The following is a 19,528-nucleotide window of genomic DNA, read 5'->3' as shown; positions in this document are numbered from 1 at the left end:
TCATCTATAAAGCGGCCTGTAAACCAGCCTGATTTAGAAAGTTCCACGGTTTATTAAAATGTGGTTGGAAAAAGAAATCGATGTATCCTAATTCATCTATAGTCATTTTGTTTTGAATACAAACAGAGAGTGTATTAATTGATTGCGTTACGTCTGCTTTAGAGATTACTTGAGCTCCAAGAATTCTCCTCGTATCCACTTCATAAACCACCTTCAGTGTGATCACTTCATAATCTGGCATAAACTCTGGACGATTGTTTTCTTTTATTGTGATTGTTTTCACATTCTTACCCACACTAATAGCTGCCCTCTCGGTTAAACCAGTAGAAGCCATACTGTGATCAAAAAGGTGTAAACCAGATGTCCCCTGAGTGCCCATATATCTGATCGTTGGTTTCATAATGTTCTGTCCAACGAGGGTACCCATTCGAACAGCATTTGTAGCTAAAGGAATATACGCATTTTCACCAGTAGGATTGTATTGTATAGCACAGCTATCGCCAGCAGCAAAAATATTTTCCTTACTTGTTCTCATATATTCATCTACAATAATGGCCCCGTTTGGCATCATCTCTATCTGCCCTTTAAGAAGATCTGTGTTCGGACGAAAGCCTACAGAAAGAATAACGAGATCTGCTTCATATTCTCCACGGGTTGTCACAACTTTAGAGACGTGTTCCTCTCCTTCAAAACGAGTCACTGTTTCGTTAAGCGCAAGACGAATGCCACGAGTCTTGAAGTCCTCTTCAATTATATCTGTAAACTCTGGATCAAGATACTTACTTAAGATACGGTCTTCTCCATCAATTAAGGTTACTTCTTTTCCATATTTCTGAAAAGCCTCTACTAACTCAACTCCAATATAGCCTGCCCCAATAACGGTAACGCGTTTAGCTTCCTTTGCTCGTTCGATAATTGTATTAGCTTGGGTATAGTTTTTTGATAAAAGGATATTATTAAGTTGAATTCCTTCAATAGGCGGAATAATCGGCCATGATCCTGTCGCCATCACAAGCTTATCGTAATCATCCTCAAACACTTCTTTTGTATTCAAATTCTTAACGCTAATACGATTGTTTATAGAATCAATATCTAATACTTCATGCTTCATTTTCATTGTGACACCCATCTCTTCTAACTTCTCAGGAGATGAATAGAATAAACCTTTTGGATCTTTTACAACTCCTCCAACATAAAGAGCAATTCCGCAAGATAAGAAAGAGACATTATCATTACGCTCATAAACCGTAATATCTGCTTCAGGATAACGTGTTGCTATATTCGTAACTGCGGCCGTTCCGGCATGTGTACATCCAACAACTGCTACTTTCATCAATAATTCCTCCTTGTATAATTGTGAATTATTTCACATAAAAGGACGCAATCATGTGATGTGTTTCACAATTTCTATATTGTAATTATATGTTCCTTTTGTATTAATTGCAATAAGTTTGTTCAATGTTTCACAATAAATTTTAAACACAAAGTCGTCTTACTATCACATACCTTCCTATCGCGTTACGATAATGATAGAAGGTTAATACTACTTAATAAAGCGGAAGGAGTCTGACCATGGTTACATTAAGCATTCTTGATCAAGTCCCTATACCTTCAGGGAGTGATGCCTATAAAACACTTGAGCATACGCGTGAACTCGCACGTACTGCAGAAGCTCTTGGATACTACCGATACTGGTTTGCAGAACACCATAGTACAAAAGGGCTTGCCAGCACCTCTCCAGAGATTATGATGTCTCACATCGCAGCCTCAACCTCTAATATCAAGGTAGGCTCTGGTGGTGTCCTGCTTCCACAATATAGTCCATTCAAAGTGGCAGAGAATTTCCGACAACTAGAAGCTCTTCATCCAGGACGTGTTGACCTTGGAGTCGGCCGTTCACCCGGTGGTACAGCAAAAACACGATTAGCTTTAACAGATGGCATTAATAAAAGCTTGAATGAATTCCCACGTCAATTAGAAGAGCTCTCCCACTACTTGACTGACTCTATGCCGAGAGGACACGAGTTTGCCGGCATAAAAGCAGCTCCTCAAACCGACTCACCCCCTTCTCTTTGGCTATTAGGTATGGGTGAGAATAGTGCTAAAAAAGCAGCAGAATTGGGCATTGGCTATGTCTTTGGGCATTTTATTAAACCTGATCGAGGTAAAAACGCCCTCCAAACTTACTATCAACTGTTCCAACCTACTTATTATAGTCCTTCTCCTTCAGCTATTATTGCCCTATTCGTCGTATGTGGAGAAACTGACGAAGAGGCGGAAGAACTTGCTTTAAGTCAGGATCTCTGGCTTCTGCGAGTAGAAAAAGGTCTTGATAGTCGAGTGCCATCCATTGACGAAGCTAAACAGCACCGTTATACAGTAACGGAAGAAGAACGAATAAAAAATAATCGAAAACGAATGATAATCGGATCTAGAGAAACAGTAAAGAAGAAAATCGACGAATTAGCCGAACACTATCAAACTGAAGAATTCATGGTTCTCACAAACATACATGATTTTGATGAGCGAAGAAAATCATATGAGCGTCTTGCACATATTTATTTATAAGGCGATTACTCAACATGTTTTTAGGTGTTACTCAAATAAAAGCCCCTACTTCTCAATGAAGTAGGGGCTTTTACCGTTATTCAGTTAATTCGGATCGATGCCGTATTCGATAAAATTCATAGAAATTCTTAACGATGACCTTAATGACGGAGTAAAGTGGAATAGCAATCAGCATCCCAATGAACCCATATAAAGCCGCTGCTACAATTAGTAGTAAAATGATGGTTAAAGGGTGTATGTTTAACCTTTTACCTAAGACAACAGGCGCTACCAGGTTTCCTTCTAACTGTTGAACAACTATCGTAATAATAATCACATACAAGGCTAACATCGGTTCTTGTGTTAAAGCGACAACCAGAGCAGGTATCACACCAATAATTGGTCCGAAAAATGGGACCACTGCTGTGATCATCACAAATAGTCCTAATATTAATGCATAAGGTAGTCCAATGATTAAATAACCAACATACATTAAGACACCGTCTACGATTGCTACAATAATTTGTCCAATAATATAGGCCGATAAAGTTTTATCAACCTTATGAAGGATCTGTTCTCCTTCACTCTGATGTTTATTAGGAATAAATCTCAGGAGAAATGGGCTTAATTTATGATCATCTTTAAGAAAATAGAATAAGACAAAAGGTACGATTACAAGGACTGTCGTAGCACTTGTTAATGCACTCACAACCTGCATAATGTGATCACCGAGGCTTTGCGTTAAATTACCTAAATAGCTCGTTGCTTTTTGTTGGAGGTTTTCTACAGAAAGCATCCCCATATCATTTTTCTCCATCATTTTCTCAGCTTCTTTTGCTGATTCTTTCAGCTTCTCAGGCAACTCCTTCGAAAACTCTGACACCTGACTCTGAATCGGGTTTGCTAGAAAAGTGAATCCAGTATAGAGGATACCCGCAATCCCTATAAACACAATTAAAATCGCGACAATATCTGATACAAATGGAATCTTTTTTAATAACTTAACAATAGGCTTGATTGCATAATACAAAAAACCAGCAATTAGTACTGGATAAAACAATGTACCTATAATTGTTTTCACCGGTTTCAATAAATCTAATTCTGTCAAAAAGAAAAAACAGATTAATAATAGAATAATACCTGTTATATACTTGAAGAAATCATGTCTAATCCACATTGGCCGTCTCCTTTGTTTTTATTCATTTCACTCTCATCCCTATACCACTCAACACTCTTTTACTAACTTGATTTCCACAAAAAGTTTCCGATTCCAGGGGATTTAAAAAGGAGCCTCTCTCGTAAATATTGTTTCTATAAGAGTGAGGGGTGATTCCCTCTCCAATCAGCTAAATGTGGTTTTAAATACAAAACAACCATCTTTTAGGAATGAACCAAAATATAACGATAAAATGTCTCACGACTAACAAAAGAGAGCCGGAATACTCCAGCCCTCTTTTCTGGTTATAACAACGTTAGGATTCCCCCTAGATTCTTGCTTGTTTCTTTACGATCCAATCTTGTTTGAGCTCGTTTTTGGGCTAGTTCGTTAAGCTGCTTTTCCCCTTCAGTTTCCGGCTGAATTCCAGGTACTTTCATTGGTCTACCGTCGAGAAGGGCTACAAACGTAATAAAACACGTCGCTGCTATACGATTGGCACCCGTTAAAAGGTGTTCGGCGTTTACTTTCACAAAAACTTCCATTGAGCTTTTACCCGTCCATATGACAAAAGCTTCATAATGAATCGAATCCTCTTCCGTTATAGGATGTAAAAACTCCACCGTATCCATAGACACTGTCACGCATTCTAGACGAGAATGCCTTGTCGCCGCGATTGATGCTAGCATATCCATGTCCGCAAGAAGTTTCCCCCCAAATAAAGTTCCATGACTGTTAAGGTCAGGCGGAAAAATACGGCTACTCTTATACACTCTTGATTCGCTTACATTCTTTTTCATATCATCTCTCCTTTTCTAAACAATAAAAAATGCATACTCTTTACATAAGAGCATGCATAACAAATAGACTTTTCCCAGTCTTCTCCGTTACACCCCCCTATCGTCCGTAGGTCAACCAGTGCTTCAGAAAAGGCAGGTCTCCTGGCTTGAAGCTTCGTTGAACAAATGCCCCTTCCCTATCATTGATAAGTGGGGTAACGCACCGTCCTTACTTCTTACAGTGGCGGGACCGCATTGGATTTTCACCAATTTCCCTATTAAGTACTGAAATCAGTACACCTTTTCCATTTTATTCAATTGTACATCTCTATTCTTCATGCCGGGGATCTAAAAGTCAATACCATTCGTTAATCAAACGTTTGTTTAACTATTTATACCTTAAACAAACGTTTATTTAATGATTTTTGCCGGCTGAGGAACCAATTAATTAGAATGCAACAAAAAAAAGACGCCTTCACAGCGCCTTTATTTATTCGTCGGTTGAATCCTCAACCATTTGTTTTAATTCAGATAAACTCGTTCCGTCAAAACGCTTACCATCTACAAATAAGGTAGGCGTTTCTGAAACATTCTTTTTATTTGCATAAGCAAGGTCAGCTTCTACTCGTTTCTCACCTGCACCACTCTTATAGGCTTTAACTACTCTGTCCGTTTCTTCTTCACTAACTAGACCACTAAGGGTTTTCGTTAAGAAAGATTCAGTTAAAACATCTTTCGTCTCAGACCCTTTTTTATGTTTGTCATACAGAACATGATGAAATTGCCAAAATACATCATTACCTAATTCTTGATAAACAACCTCAGCAAATTCAGCAGCCCTTGTGGAATCTTTATGGAGGAATGGATAATTAACAAAGTAGAATTTTACTTTCTCAGTCGCAATTAATTCCTCTTGGATTTTTGGAAACAAAGATTCATTAAAGGATTGACATGAAGAGCATTTATACTCACCAAATTGCACAATTTCAACTGGCGCTGTTTCCTCACCCAAGTGCGGTTGAGACTCTAATTTAAATCCTTTTGTATTTGCAAATGGATGAAACAGAAAGTTAATAAACAAAAATAGAATAACGAGTCCCGCAAATAATAATAACCATTTGGCACCCGGTTTTAACTTCTTTTTTGGTTTAGCCATTCAGTCACTTCCTCTTTAATCCTATGTTTCTTTCTCCTGATCGATCTTAAACGACCAACCTTTTCTCTTAAGGTATGTTGAAAGACTATATGGTCCGCCGCCTCCTAGAAATAAAGACACTGACATAGCTAGAAAAGCAATGTCTAGTTCATAACCACCCAGCATTCCAGTTGATCGCTTTACAAAGAGAAGAGCTCCTAATAAAATCATGGAAAACAGTACGCTGACAATTCGCGTTCCTAAGCCGAAAATCATCAAAACTCCTCCAGTTAACTCAACTATAGCCACAACATAAGCAAGAAAACCAGAAATACCGATCGTCTCAAAAAAAGCTACTGTATTCGTGATCCCTTCAGAAAACTTTAAAAAACCATGAGCAAAAAAAAGCATACCTACGACCAATCGAATTGTTAACAACCCGAGATGGGGATAGGTTTTCATTATTGATCCTCCCCAGATACTAACATTATTTGACACCGTTCGACACAGTTATCCAACTAAACGTTATCATAATGAATGCCTACATTGCAAAAGGATGAAGACCTATTTCTGACCCCTTGCGAGTGTGGAATGCCGAATGATTTGATTGATCACTTCCGAAAATACTAACCCTACTGCAATGGATCCCGATATCATAAATGCTCTGGCTGCAAGGTTAATGGCACTATTGTAATCATTTTGAACGAAATTCCTCATCGCATCGTAAGCCAGACCACCTGGAACAAGCGGAATAATCCCCGCTACACTAAATATAATGACTGGTGTCCGATACACCTTTGCAAAAACCTGACTAATAACAGCGATGACAAATGAGGCTGTTACAGTGGCGATGACAGCATCAATACCTGATGCCTCCATTCCGTAATAAATCATCCAGCCACACATGCCAACAAACCCGCCTTTAATAAGGGAGGATTTAGGAGCGTTAAATAATAATCCAAACGCTGCACTTGCCACAAAGCTCGTCAAAACCTGAGCAATAATTGTCATAATTGTCCTCCCTTTCTATAAAAATGATACAACAAGGGCAATGCCTGCTCCAATCGCAAATGCGGTAAGAAAGGCTTCTGCGCCTTTAGATAGGCCAGATATTAAATGCCCCGCCATTAAATCCCTTACAGCATTCGTGATTAATAGACCAGGAACAAGTGGCATCACTGAACCAATAATAATTTTATCAAGTTGCCCACCGATTCCAGTAGACACAAAAAGGACAGCGAGTAATCCTATGACAAATGAAGCAAGGAACTCTGAGAAGAATTTTATCGGTACAAGGCGGTTAAATAGTGAAACACTATAAAAGCCACCTCCCCCTGCAAGAACTGCCGGAAGAAAATCTCCCCACTCCCCTTGAAACATAATTAGAAAACAACCGCTTGCAATCGCAGCAGCAACTAACTGCTTAGGAAATGTATACCGCTCGGTCATTTTATCCAATTGGTCAAGCTCTTCATAAGCTTCCTTAATCGAAAGACCACCGCTGCTAATTCTCCTCGATATACTATTTACCTTCGTTACTTTATCTAAATCCGTCGTGCGCTCTGAAATGCGCATCAACTGTGTTTTGGAAGGTTCAGGACCTTCTAAAGAGAAAATAATCCCAGTAGGGGTTACGTAACTATTCGAATGCGTTGCCCCATAAGCGTCCGCAATTCTAGTCATCGTATCTTCTACACGGTAAGTTTCACCGCCATTTTGCAGCATTACCTTTCCAGCCAAAAGGCATACTTGAATAATGTCATAGGCATAACTCGTTTGATTTTCCATACGTCGCTCCTGACAACCGTGAAGTATTCATTGTTCGTTGTTTCTTAGTTTATATGAACCTACTTATGTTTATCAAATGTAATATAAAAAGAAGACGATCATTTTGAATGTCACTTTAACAAAAAGGCTATGTTAGCTTATACTGTTGATTCCCGATTTTTGGCTCATTAATATTGCCTAAAAAAATAGCGCTGGCATAAGCCAGCGCTATTGTTGAGACACTCTTTGCATTTTAGAATAAATCGACATATAGGTATTCGATTCCTCCACTTTACCCATCTCACGATATACCTTCGTCAACCACTGAACAGGGGTTGGGTCCGTTGGATGCAGCTCCATCTCCCAATCGAAGCAGGTAATTGCTTCATCATATTGTTTAAGTTTATGGTAGAGCTTACCCAGCTGAAATTGCTTATCTGGATCATCTTGAATATCCGCCATTATTTGTAGCGTTGATAGGATAGAGAGATCTTGGTTTTTCTCGAATAAAGGCTTCACCCAGCTATAGACGTATCCCAATCCAAATTCATGCAGCATCCTAGGGATAAGTGCTTGAAGTAAACCATCTAGATAAGGACGATTTTCTTTACGTTCCAAACAGCTTTGAAGGGAAGGATAATCAAAGGTTTTGAAATTTGTAGTCTCATCTTGAAATGCACTTAGAAGAAGGTCATATTCACTTTGGGTGATTTCACCTTTTCGTTCTGTCATTAATTGAATGGCTTCACTTGTTTTATTTAAATACATTAGAGCTTGAAAAGCATTGTTTCTTAGAGTTTTATGGTGAGGTGCTTCTGCATACATCAATGATAGCAGACGGGCTCGCTCAGATTCAGAGAGCGTAACATCGATGAGAGATAGTGGGTCCAGATCATCCTCTTCAGGTGATTGGAGATAGAGGTAAAGGCGTAAAGCGGATCGTTCAATAACACGTTTTTCTTTACGAAGGATTGATTCAAGGTAGGCTTGATGTGCTTGAAGGTCATCATAAGCCTGAATTTCAGCAAAAAGCGGATCAACTTCTTTAAGACCATCATGATCTCCTTCATAGAAGCTTCTAACTTTTTGATATTCTAATTTCCGCGATAGTTCGATCGCCCATTTATTTGTTGGATCGAAATAAAGCATCACAGCTAAAATTTGAAACGCCATCCGTAATTGGCCATTTCTGCGGTAGTCATAAAAATGCTTTCGCATTAATTTAATAATGGTTTCGGTTGAGAGAAATGAATCAAAATAAGAAAAGATAAAGGATGTTTCTTGAGGGGTGTACCGTTTCTGTACAGATTGAAAGACTTGCTTTGTAGATTTAAGATGAAGTGTTCGATCAGCTAGAAAGTAATCAATAAGCGGGTGAGGTGCTTGGAGTACGATCCCTTTCTGGAAAGCTTTCTCAATAAGAGATCCATTTTTAACTTCTGCCGTTTTTCCAGTAATGAAATCATCTTTATAAAAGAAAAGGTAGAAGTTACTTCCATCTGTCTTCTTAGCTTCTATAATCTTCATTCTTTGATGAATTACGAGTCGCTCAACACGTAATTGGACTTGTCGTTGATTCGAGATAACAGTAACACGTTGTGGTTGCTCGATCATTAAAATCCCTCCCGGGCAGAGCTGATTTTTAAACCTTCCACCTTTATTTTACCACTCCATTCATCAGGAAGAAAGTGATCATTCTTGAGCCTACAGAAGCTGCTAATATAAACGAATAGTTGAACCTCCTTTAGGTAATTTAAAGATGAAGCTAAAAGTTCATTTGTTGAGGTTTCTTCTTCATATATCTATCGCTTTTTTAACCATTCCGATACAAGTTTGATTAGCTCTGAATCTATAGGATGCTTTACCTGCTTCTTGTAATCATTGATGATACTCGAGAAACGATGTTCTACTTTCGTTTTTCGTAAAACATGAGTTAAGTCATCAACAATATATTGTTCACATTCACCTTTAACAAGAAGACAAACGTCTTTCACCTGCTCCTTCTTTACCTGAACATCTTTTGAGCCAGTAATTGCAATAACTGGACACTCTACCTCACTTAAATATTCGCGCACGTCAAACTTCTCATGTTCACGATTCCATTTCGCGTTTATTTTCTGACCATTGTATCGTATAGTTGGCGCATCAGTACTTTTTATTTTTCGGGTCATTTTATCATTCATCTTATCTAACTTTTTATCCGCTTTAATGAATCGAAGCAACCACCCCTGGAAGCCACTTAGCGTTTGCATATCTTCTTTCATTTGACTTCTTTGCCAAGCTGTCGTTTCTGCAAGCGGCTCAGCTGAGGGAGATAATAGAATCATTCCTTGCACAGTAGTCCTAGTGTGGACGACAGGTGACACAAGACAGCCCTCGCTATGCGCTAGAAGATAAATTCGCTCTTCATCAATACTTTCATGTGATTTAGCGAACTTTACAACGTCTACAGCATCATCAATTAGATCATAGTACCCTGTTTTATAATAATCCCCTCTACTTTCACCTATTCCCCTCTTGTCATACCGAAGAGTGGCGTACCCTTCACTTGTCAAAATAGTAGTGAATTCCTTAAACGCATTTATTTTTAGACTTTTGGCATTTTCATCACGATCTACAGGACCGCTTCCATGTATCATCACGATTACAGGATACTTCTCTTCTGAATTGGAAGGAAGAGTAAGAGTTGCACTTAAGTCAAATTCGCCTTTAACCATAACATCAATTTCCCTCATGCCTTTCGCTCCTTAAATCTGTTATTTAGTACTCACTTCTCATTTTCCCCAAGGGTTTTTATTTATTATATCGAATAACAAAAATAGGAAAGAATAAATAAGATGGTTTATTTTACAATGTGAGGTTATCTTACATCAAGTGTCCTTTTCAATCAGTACTACATGTATAATAAACAATTGTGTTGCTGCGTCTAACGTCATTTATTTTCTGAAAATACGATTTATTTTCCATTTTTATTAAAACACTTATAAAGTAAGTTAGATTCAGTTGAATTAAGGGAAGTGTGATCATATCTTACATTCTTCTTTCCTAAATCATATATAGAAGGGGCCTACATATGGATATTTTAAAAACAATTGTTGATGCTGGTAATGAGCTTATTTGGTCAAATGTTCTAATCGTCATTCTAATTGGTGTCGGACTTTATTTTACAATTCGTTCTCGATTCGTTCAATTTCGCTTATTCGGTGAGATGTTCCATGTTCTTTCTGAAAAGGACACAATGAAAGGAAGAAAAAACTCTGTTTCTAGTTTACAAGCTTTCTTCATTAGTACGGCTTCACGTGTTGGAACCGGAAACCTTGCCGGCGTTGCCTCAGCAGTTAGTATCGGTGGTCCCGGTGCTGTATTTTGGATGTGGGTTATTGCCCTACTCGGTGCAGCAAGTGGATTTGTTGAAAGCACACTAGCTCAAATTTATAAAGTGCGCGATGGCGACGATTTCCGTGGTGGACCTGCTTACTATATGCAGCGTGCACTAAATGCTAGATGGTTAGGGATTATCTTCGCCGTCTTAATTACATTCAGCTTTGGTCTTGTATTTAACTCTGTACAATCCAATACGATCGCACTTGCTTTCGAAAATTCATTTGATGTGAATCGCTGGGTATTAGGTGCGATCTTAACTGTTGCAACGGCGATCATTATTTTCGGTGGCGTTCGTCGAATTGCTGTTGTTTCTCAAATCATTGTACCAATTATGGCAGGGATTTATATCATTGTTGCTGGTTTTGTTTTAATTGTTAATTTCACTGAAATTCCAGCTATGATCGCTCTGATTTTCCAACATGCTTTTGGTTTAAAAGAAGTGACAGGAGGCGGTGTAGGTGCCGCAATGCTTCTAGGAATCAAACGTGGTCTTTTCTCCAACGAAGCTGGTATGGGTAGTGCTCCCAATGCTGCTGCAACTGCCGACGTATCACACCCAGTAAAGCAGGGACTTATCCAAGCGCTTGGTGTGTTCGTGGATACTCTACTTATTGCTACAGCAACAGCATTTATGATTCTAATGTCAGATGGCTATGTTGATTCAAAGCTAGATGGTGTACAACTTACTCAGGAAGCGATGAACCAGCACTTAGGAAGTGGCGCAGGTATATTCGTAGCAGTTGCCGTTCTCCTCTTTGCTTTTAGTTCAATTATTGGTAACTATTACTACGGTGAAACAAATATCGAATTTATTAAATCAAGCAAAACCGCTCTTCTTCTTTACAGACTGGCCGTTCTTGCCATGGTTATGTTCGGTGCTAAAGCCGGATTCGGTATCGTTTGGGGCATGGCCGACCTTTCCATGGGTCTTATGGCACTCTTGAACTTAATCGTCATCTCCATTATTGGTAAAGTGGCGTTTGTAGCATTGAAAGACTATCGCGATCAGCGAAAAGCAGGTAAAGATCCTCAATTCTACGCGGATACGATAAAAGGCTTGAAATCAGATATTTGGACAGATAAGCCTGTAAAAGATAAATCAAACTAATGTACTATTTTCTGCCCCTTGAAGCAAAATGCCGTTTGGCATCCGCCTTCAGGGGGTATTTTCATTACTAGATAATCGTAAGAGAAAGGAGCGTTTTTGCAATGAGTGATCGCAAAGGACTAAGTGATAAAGTGAAAGGCGCTGTTTCCAAAACTAAAGGTGAAGTAAAAGATCAAATTGGTAATGCAAAGGATGACCAACACCTTCAAGAAGAAGGCAAACGTGATAAGTCGAAAGGCGAATATCAGGAACGAACTGGTAACCTCAAGGATAAAAACTAAATAAAACTCAATTATAAATAAAAGGAGAGCGGGAACCCGCTCTCCTTTTATTTATGAACGTTTAGCATTATTACCGATTTGCTTCATGTTATCTTGAAGTTCAAGAATTCGCTTCGTACCTTCATCTCGCAGACGTTTATTCTCGTCCTCAATGGCTCTCGTTTCTTCCATGCCTTTAACGATTGTATTCCAAGATTCTTCAATCGTCTCAATCTTAACACTCGGTCTACCAGATAATTTAGCTATCTCAACGCTTTGATTCGAGATGTTCTGCGCATTGTTTTTTAACATTTCGTTTGTACGACGGTCCAGCTCGTTCATTGAATCAGCAACAAGCTTCTGACGCTTCGCGGTCACAGCTTGAATGACACCGTTCTTAAAAACAGGAATGGTAATAATAAAGGCTGAATTGATCTTACCTATTAGCTTTGTGTTTCCGCGCTGCAACAGTCGAATTTGTGGAGCTGTTTGAATTGCAACCATTCTCGCCATCTCAAGATCGTAGATGCGCTCCTCTAGCGTCTGAATAGCATTATTCAAAGTATCTAGCTCCATTTGCGCCATTTGATCGCCAGCACTAACTTTTTGTTGGATCGCAGGAACCTTATCTTGAAGTTCTTCTAACTTTATTTGACCTGCAACGACGTACTTCTCAAGTTCTACATAATAGTTCAGATTATGTTGGTACATTTCATCCAACGTCCCAGTAGAACGAGACATTTCATCTTTGTACTTGGAGATTTCAACGTGTACCTTCTCAATTTCTCCACCGAGCGTCTGATATTTACCAAAAATCTTTTCTACCATATCATTGCTTTTTTTGAAAAACTTAGAGAGAAAGCCCGTTTTCGGCTCTTCAAAATCTTTTTTATCAAAACGATCCATGATTTTCCCAAGTTGTTTCAGCATCTCACCTGAGTCCGTGACGCTAGTTGTACGCATCATAGATAAGATTTTATCTGAGAACTTCGAGATCTCTACCGCTGGTTCTTTACCAAATTCGAGTAATGCCATTTGGTCTTTTACATCAATTTCACCGGCAAGTTTTTGAACTTCTTGCTCTTCGCGAAGTTTTAAACGTACATCTTCAGCCTTCGCTTCTGTAATCTCTTCATTCTTATCGAGCGTAGTTAGGCCTGTCTCATTCGTCATGGACGATCACTCCCTGATTATAATTTAATCGATTTAAATAGCTTACGAAATACAGAAGGTTCTTTAAAATCCTGCCGAAATGCCATTTCCTCTAACCAATGCGTATCAAACTGATTCGAATCGAGGTAGCGCTCAATACATTGATGACCAGGAGGATTATATAGAATGATATCAATACCGAACTCATTTAGCAGATGTAACACTGCTGCATCTGATCGTGATAATGTCCCGTTCATTTCTGTATTATATAGCACTACTTTCGGCACTTCCTGAGAGTAATCAAACGTTTGCATTAAATGAACAAACTCTTCAGGGATTTTTGTAGTTTGAGAGAATAAATAAAGCTTAATATCCTCTTCTGTTTCATTACCTTCCGGAAGCAGCTTCGGATTTGCACACATTCTTGAGATAGCTTGTCCAATCGCTTTTTGCGTCTCATTTGGAAGGTGTTTATACTGCCACCAATTTCCCTGCATCATCAATTCAGGATCTAACATTCCTTCCCGATTCATCGTATGCTGGTAGTGAAATTTCTGATTCGCTCTCGTCTCCTGTGTGAAAGGAAACTGGCGAATCATCGTAGTCGATTTCGCTTCACTAATATCTTGAAGTCGGTTCCAGTATTCCTTTTTATTCTCAGATACTCCCATGATCTTAGCAAATAAAGAGGGGATATGGACCGTGCCATCCTCTACTTTAAAATTTGGTCTAATAAATGCTTTTTCCATTGCAATCAGAAATAATTCATCATAAGTCGTTTTTAGCGTAACAGACTTAGGGGAATAATTTCGTAACTGCCAAGGCTTAAAAAGTTGCGATCCTTCATGATGAAGCACCGTATCCATTTCCTTTGTTGCTCGATAAGCAACCGTAGAGCGTCTCTCTGGTTTTTCAATCGGAAATGGTTCAATTGCGACGGTAGTAGGTAATTTCCTTTTCTCCATCAATTCCCCATCGGGATCGAGTTCGTCAAACGAATCAACTCCTTCAGGATGAAAATAAAGGACATCGCATCCAAGCTGAACAAGATATAGTAAAAAGTATTGCTGACTTGTTGAAGCTTCACCGTACCATACAATACCGGGCATCTTTATTTCAAACTCCACATCCTCTAACCATGGAGCGAGATGATTCCAAGTCCATTTCATTAAATCAACAAGTACTCTGCGAAATTCCGGGTGACTAAATCCACCATTATGCTGTTTCTCAAACAGTTCAAGAATGGAGATTAATGATTTTCGCAAATGACGATGTAAGGCAGGATTTTTGTGTGAAGGAATCAGTTTGGCGCCTTCCAAAAAGGCTACAAACCGATTCGCAGAAAGTCCGTTTTCTTTTTGGTTAATGGAATGAATCGATTGAATCGCCTGAAGTCGTTCAGGACTTATTACCTTATTCAATTCTTCACTTAATACATGAAAATAGTTAGAATTCGATAGCTCATGCAGCTGAAGAAAATATTCATTCTCATCATAATAGCTCCCCAAAAATCTCCCCACGATTTGCGTTATAAGTAATTCGTTCCCGTTCTCATAAGGAGTTCGTTCAGGAAACGGCTTGAATAATAGTTCATTTAAATTCTCATCATCAAGTGGTGTTTTCTTGATAAGAATTTGATCATAGTGACTCATGATGTTCTCCCCGCTTTCTCATTCCTTTCCGGAGGATGGTCAGTTCCGATCAAGCCTCCCTACATTCATAATTTTATTATACTTTTACAAGTAAGAAGTAACCCTATTTATTTCTAGCCATTCTTTCATCAATATAACATCTTCTATCTTTCAGAATAACATACTATTTCTTCCATACTTAACTCTTTTGTTCTACCGATTCCTTTTTTAAAGATAAGTCGCCAACAATGGAGTCTAGAATTTCTTCTGAGGCCTTCATTCCAGGGGCTGTCGTTTTGGGAAGATCGGGATAACTTTCGAGAACTTCACCATGTGCAGGTACATAGCCACAATCACCTTGGTGAACAAGTTCATAATCAAGAAGGGAGTCTCCTGCTGTATACACGTAAGATAATCCAATCTCTTTCTTCAAATAGTCGACGGCTTTCCATTTGTTTACTGGATTTGGAACAAAATAAAGCTTCCTCCCCTGAAGACTAGGTTGCCATCCCTGCTCACGTGACCACTCAAATAAATGATAGAGTTCTTCGGACGATACATGATCTCGTTTAATAATTAGGTAAACAAAAAGGTAGTCTGCATGACGAATTCGCTCAACCCAGTTTCCTGTGATAAGGTTCTCCAGTTGCCGAACAAAGGCATCAAGCGACAAGCACTCTTCTAACGAAGCATTGATTCGATTCGACCAGTCACTCAATACTTTTCCGTTCTTTAAAATTCGACCGCCATTACTTGTTATGGCGTATTCGGGTTGAATCGTTGTTTGAAAGAGTGTGATACGACGGTATTGTTCAACTGTTCTTGTTGTAACAGGGATAAAATAAATTTCTTTATTTACCTTCTGTAATAACTTACTAGCATAGTTGGAAATATACGAAATTTCCTTTCCATCGAGTGTTTCAATTAATTCATAGTTTTGCTGGGTATCTTGCTCGATCATTCTACTAGAATAAATTAACGTGCGATCTAAATCACTAGCAAATGCTCTCATGATTCTTTCTCCATAGGCTTAATCAGTCCGCAGCATGAATAAGACATGTTTGCGTACTCTTCAATTGGAACACCTCGGTCTCTTGCTAGAATAAGAATATGTTCTAAGTTCATTTCCGCACCTGGATGCACAAGAATTTTCCATGGAACACGCCGTAACAATACTCTCGTTGTTTCTCCAACACCAGGTTTGATGAGGTTACTGTTTGCTATTCCATAATCCCTCTGGATGTTTTCGATGGATTCAAGTCCTTTCCACTTCGGCTTGCGATCTTCCTTTGAGATATCTTGCAATCCATCTTCAACCTCTGTAGCGATCAAAGGATACTGTGTACAAATTGTATCGACGAATAAGTTGGAGACATCTTCTGCAGCAAGCTCCGAGTAGTATTTGCCTCCGTGGAAATCTCCCTCATAGATCCAATTATTATTAAGCACAGTACGACTGACAAGCCCTGATACGGTTGAATTTAAACAAGCACTTGGAATCAGAAAATCTTCACGAGTTCCAAAAAGAGAAGAACAGTCACCTGGGTCTGCTAAAACGGCTAATTCGCTTGATAGATTCTTGCCAGTACTAGCATTAAATTCTGCTACTGACTTTGTTAACTCCTTTGTAATCGCTCCTTTTCCAGTCCATCCGTCAATAAACGTAATAGACGAATCAGGATGCTGATTTAAAATAAATTGAAGAGCATTCTCATCAATGCCTCTGTCCCTAATAATAGAAATGCTGTAATGGGGAAGTACTCGATCATACTTATAAGAAAGGTAACGCTTGATTAATACACCTATTGGCGTGCCTGCTCTAGCAAGCGAAACAAGTACTGTTTGAAAGCCTCTTTCCGCCACAAGCTGTTCAGCAACAATCCCTACTGCTACAGCCACTTTGTGCTTCGCCTCTTCGAGTGAAGTATAGAACAATTTCATATATTCATCTGTCGGCTTATACTCAATAGGAAGCATCTCAGAATAGTGTGTACCTTTCTGAATTGCCTGTTCTCTCTCCATCGTACTTTTTTCCATTGTGATGTCTGATAAATCTTTTAGAAGGAAAGTTACATCTTGATCAGGATAACTTCCCATTTTGGTAGTCTGTACAGTCAATTTGTTCATCCCTCTCTTCAAGAACACGTTACAATATGAATCGTTTTTATATCCCGTTCTTCTAATATTGCTATAATTTCTTTAAGGTCAGCATCTGGGACACTTTTTTCAAAAAAGAGAAAAGCTTGCTCATATTCACCTTTAAGAATGTTGTAGACGTAATGCTGAATTTGTTGATCTTCTGGATTCTGAAATGTGAATCCATTTGATATCGCATATCCTTCAATATCTACCGGCTGTATCGGACTTCTTGTCGTGGAATGATAATACACCTCACCATTTAGATAAGAGGCAATTTTCATTGGGATATACATAAACTCCCCAGTGCCAAGGCATAGAGTCTTCCCTTCGAGTGATTCTTTCTTTAAGAGATTCGATGCTTTCTGACATGAATCCTCTATCTTCGCCTTATCCGCTCCATTAATTCCAAACCTACCGCTATAAGTTAAATAGTCATTTTCATTACGTGAATCGAAACAAGATGATAAATCAATGCGATTAATCTCGGCTACATCACTAAGATATCGACTTGATTGAAAGTCATGAATCGGATGCTCAAGAGGCTTTCCTTCGAATTTAATAGTTCCTTTAAGCAAAGAAACAACGCTAATTGTAATCCCGAGTTCCATTTCTAATGCTTTATATTGTTCCATATGTTCAACAGATCGCCAGTCTAATAGAGAAAGAACAGCATAATGTTTGCGAGGATAGTTGGCGTGGAGTTCCCTGATGATATTTAGACAAGTCTTCCCAGTTGTTATTTCATCATCTACTAATACAACAGGATTAGACTTCATTAGAATAGACCGATCTGCATAACACCGTTGATCCACAGCATGAGAATGCTCTTCTTTAAAGTTAAATTCTGGATCTAAATCACTTACATTTTCTCTTGTTGTATGAATATAGTATCCTTCTTGAAAGCTATCAAATACAGCATGTCCGAGAGCTGTAGCCGTTTCAGCAAATCCAATTACTATTGGTGGTTCCTCAAGATAGAGAGGATTGTTTAGCAATCGCTCGTACGATTTCTTAACTTCTTCCAGGTGGTCGCTTAAAAACCCATCTCTTACTTCTGATAAATAATCGATGGACTCTCCTGTCACGCTCTCATAATAAGTGATTGCTAAGAGTCCTGAGGCAAGTAGCGATTTATGAGGATGAACCGGAATATGCTTGCCAAGCATTTTACTAACAAACAAAAAACCTCTTTTTTTATTAATTCTAGCTGCCATTTGAAAAAATTCCTCAACCGGTATGTTCAATTTATTTTGAGTAACCTCTAACTTAACGCTCATATCCGACAGGATCTGAAAATGGTACTGTTTCGGTAAGCATTTTGATGAAATTGTACTTGTCATGATACACCCCGTATATATTCGATTTCGTAATGATCTTCATCGCCCACTTATAATGCGGTTTAATCTCATTCATCTTATTTTGTGATTCGCTTTTCAGCACGCCTACATCCCCACTTACGTGATCCAAAATGCTAAGTGCATCAAGATATTCTTCTTTCGATACAATATTTACACACTGTACGACTTTCATATGAGTAGGGTGGATGACAGTTTTACCAATTAGACCATTCGTCAAATCAAGCAGCGTCTCGTTCAACAGTCCTGTGTTATAGTCCAGTATGGTTTCGTTCCCATGTGCACTTACTTCTCTTCTGCTATTAAAATACTCCCATACAGGACCCGAGATAACAAAGGTTCTACCAAAATAATTGACGACATCAGATATAAAGTCTCTCATTATCGATATATCGTATATTGTTGATTGGGCACTGCGGCGGATTCCATAAAGTCCACATAGATCAGTTGCTCCTATACGGACGTTAAGAATAGAGGATTCGTATTCTGTTAATAGCAAAGATATGCGTTGGAATTCTGTATAGCGTGATTCCTTATAGAAAAGCTCTGGCGATTCTAAAATCGGCATGCCATATAGAAGAGCACCTGCCGTTCGTTCTACTTTTTTGAGAGTATGTAAATACTCTCCACCATTCTTAGAGGAGAATTTAGGAAACACAAAACCTGTCAAATAGTGAATAGAAGCACCTAATTTATTTGCCACTTCGTTTAACTGCTCAGCTGACCGGACACGAATGAACAGTAGGGGCAGTGTCTCCCAACACAATTGACGATCATTCATAGCTTGCGCGATAGAAGAAAGGTGTTCTACCGTCTGATCGATCGCCTCATCCACACAGTTGTCCCCAATTGCATCTTCAAGATCAAGCACAATCGTAGTCAATTCTTGGTACTTGCCTTGGATCACGATCTCAGCAATATCTTTTCGAATCGCAGGCATATACAAAGCAGCACCAACCGCATACGATAGCTGTTCACGATCTATATGTTTATTAATAGGTGTTGGTTTTTTATAGAAAATTTGCTCCTTTTGCATTTCTGATAGATATTTAAAATATTCCAGCGTCTTCACCCCCTAAGTCCTAATTATTAGGTTATATTAGCTTCTATTTTTA

18 protein-coding genes and 1 riboswitch are annotated in these 19,528 nt (G+C 38.8%); of the genes, 3 read left to right on the top strand and 15 right to left on the bottom strand.

The annotated features are described in order from the left end of the window. Nucleotides 1–4 precede the first annotated feature (4 nt). Nucleotides 5–1,333, bottom strand: coding sequence for a CoA-disulfide reductase (locus AC0VYV_RS02145; protein ID WP_475373224.1), 1,329 nt, complete (start codon nucleotides 1,331–1,333; stop codon nucleotides 5–7). 239 nt (nucleotides 1,334–1,572) lie between these two features. Here AC0VYV_RS02145 and AC0VYV_RS02140 point away from each other — a divergent pair, with 239 nt between their 5' ends. Continuing rightward, nucleotides 1,573–2,568 carry an LLM class flavin-dependent oxidoreductase gene (locus AC0VYV_RS02140; protein ID WP_475368333.1) on the top strand — a complete coding sequence of 332 codons (996 nt, stop codon included), beginning with the start codon at nucleotides 1,573–1,575 and terminating at the stop codon, nucleotides 2,566–2,568. 76 nt (nucleotides 2,569–2,644) lie between these two features. Here the strand turns inward: AC0VYV_RS02140 and AC0VYV_RS02135 are convergent, their stop codons facing one another. The 8 genes from AC0VYV_RS02135 to AC0VYV_RS02100 all read right to left on the bottom strand — a co-directional run bounded on the left by AC0VYV_RS02135 (nucleotide 2,645) and on the right by AC0VYV_RS02100 (nucleotide 10,119). Beyond that, entirely contained in the window at nucleotides 2,645–3,724 is a 1,080-nt protein-coding gene (locus tag AC0VYV_RS02135; RefSeq protein ID WP_475368332.1) for an AI-2E family transporter, read from the bottom strand. A 284-nt stretch (nucleotides 3,725–4,008) separates the two neighbouring features. Further along, nucleotides 4,009–4,503, bottom strand: coding sequence for an acyl-CoA thioesterase (locus AC0VYV_RS02130; RefSeq protein WP_430241612.1), 495 nt, complete (start codon nucleotides 4,501–4,503; stop codon nucleotides 4,009–4,011). Nucleotides 4,504–4,617: 114 nt separating this feature from the next. Continuing rightward, nucleotides 4,618–4,801, bottom strand: a riboswitch (cobalamin riboswitch). A 171-nt stretch (nucleotides 4,802–4,972) separates the two neighbouring features. After that, nucleotides 4,973–5,638, bottom strand: coding sequence for a DsbA family protein (locus tag AC0VYV_RS02125; protein WP_475374405.1), 666 nt, complete (start codon nucleotides 5,636–5,638; stop codon nucleotides 4,973–4,975). Nucleotides 5,639–5,659: 21 nt separating this feature from the next. Then, the gene (locus AC0VYV_RS02120) at nucleotides 5,660–6,079 is read right to left on the bottom strand and encodes a DoxX family protein (protein ID WP_475374404.1); all 420 of its coding nucleotides are present in this window, start codon (nucleotides 6,077–6,079) and stop codon (nucleotides 5,660–5,662) included. Nucleotides 6,080–6,181: 102 nt separating this feature from the next. Then, nucleotides 6,182–6,628, bottom strand: coding sequence for a threonine/serine exporter family protein (locus AC0VYV_RS02115; RefSeq protein WP_194222355.1), 447 nt, complete (start codon nucleotides 6,626–6,628; stop codon nucleotides 6,182–6,184). A 15-nt stretch (nucleotides 6,629–6,643) separates the two neighbouring features. Further along, on the bottom strand, nucleotides 6,644–7,405 hold the full coding sequence (locus AC0VYV_RS02110) for a threonine/serine exporter family protein (RefSeq protein WP_475366414.1): 762 nt from the start codon (nucleotides 7,403–7,405) through the stop codon (nucleotides 6,644–6,646). A gap of 207 nt (nucleotides 7,406–7,612) precedes the next feature. Beyond that, a complete protein-coding gene (locus AC0VYV_RS02105) occupies nucleotides 7,613–8,998 on the bottom strand; it encodes a hypothetical protein (RefSeq protein ID WP_475374403.1) in 1,386 nt (461 codons plus the stop codon). Nucleotides 8,999–9,186: 188 nt separating this feature from the next. Further along, entirely contained in the window at nucleotides 9,187–10,119 is a 933-nt protein-coding gene (locus AC0VYV_RS02100) for an alpha/beta hydrolase family protein (RefSeq protein WP_475374402.1), read from the bottom strand. Between the two features lie 338 nt (nucleotides 10,120–10,457). Between AC0VYV_RS02100 and AC0VYV_RS02095 the strand changes: the two genes are divergently transcribed. Together AC0VYV_RS02095 and AC0VYV_RS02090 are read left to right on the top strand one after the other, a co-directional pair. Beyond that, complete coding sequence (locus tag AC0VYV_RS02095; RefSeq protein ID WP_194222359.1) at nucleotides 10,458–11,876, top strand: alanine/glycine:cation symporter family protein; 1,419 nt, start codon at nucleotides 10,458–10,460, stop codon at nucleotides 11,874–11,876. A gap of 101 nt (nucleotides 11,877–11,977) precedes the next feature. Next, nucleotides 11,978–12,157 (top strand): CsbD family protein, encoded by a 180-nt coding sequence (locus AC0VYV_RS02090; protein WP_194222360.1) that lies wholly within the window; start codon nucleotides 11,978–11,980, stop codon nucleotides 12,155–12,157. Nucleotides 12,158–12,208: 51 nt separating this feature from the next. Here the strand turns inward: AC0VYV_RS02090 and AC0VYV_RS02085 are convergent, their stop codons facing one another. From AC0VYV_RS02085 to AC0VYV_RS02060, 6 genes are all read right to left on the bottom strand, one after another. Beyond that, complete coding sequence (locus tag AC0VYV_RS02085) at nucleotides 12,209–13,309, bottom strand: toxic anion resistance protein (RefSeq protein ID WP_194222361.1); 1,101 nt, start codon at nucleotides 13,307–13,309, stop codon at nucleotides 12,209–12,211. A 17-nt stretch (nucleotides 13,310–13,326) separates the two neighbouring features. Then, a complete protein-coding gene (locus AC0VYV_RS02080) occupies nucleotides 13,327–14,940 on the bottom strand; it encodes a YceG family protein (RefSeq protein WP_475374401.1) in 1,614 nt (537 codons plus the stop codon). 178 nt (nucleotides 14,941–15,118) lie between these two features. Continuing rightward, complete coding sequence (locus AC0VYV_RS02075) at nucleotides 15,119–15,931, bottom strand: HAD family hydrolase (RefSeq protein ID WP_475374400.1); 813 nt, start codon at nucleotides 15,929–15,931, stop codon at nucleotides 15,119–15,121. Next, nucleotides 15,928–17,046: a cysteine protease StiP family protein gene (locus AC0VYV_RS02070; RefSeq protein ID WP_475374399.1), complete on the bottom strand. Its 1,119-nt coding sequence runs from the start codon at nucleotides 17,044–17,046 to the stop codon at nucleotides 15,928–15,930. Before AC0VYV_RS02070 ends, AC0VYV_RS02075 begins: the two co-directional genes overlap by 4 nt. An 8-nt stretch (nucleotides 17,047–17,054) precedes the next feature. Then, complete coding sequence (locus AC0VYV_RS02065) at nucleotides 17,055–18,398, bottom strand: phosphoribosyltransferase family protein (RefSeq protein WP_475374398.1); 1,344 nt, start codon at nucleotides 18,396–18,398, stop codon at nucleotides 17,055–17,057. Then, nucleotides 18,325–19,485: an HpcH/HpaI aldolase/citrate lyase family protein gene (locus AC0VYV_RS02060; RefSeq protein WP_475374397.1), complete on the bottom strand. Its 1,161-nt coding sequence runs from the start codon at nucleotides 19,483–19,485 to the stop codon at nucleotides 18,325–18,327. The genes AC0VYV_RS02065 and AC0VYV_RS02060 overlap by 74 nt, the downstream gene beginning before the upstream one ends. Nucleotides 19,486–19,528: the final 43 nt, after the last annotated feature.

This window comes from Anaerobacillus sp. QJM3NY_17, assembly GCF_056173665.1.
Note: the sequence above shows the minus strand (reverse complement) of the source record. Positions and strands in the feature narration are given on the sequence as shown.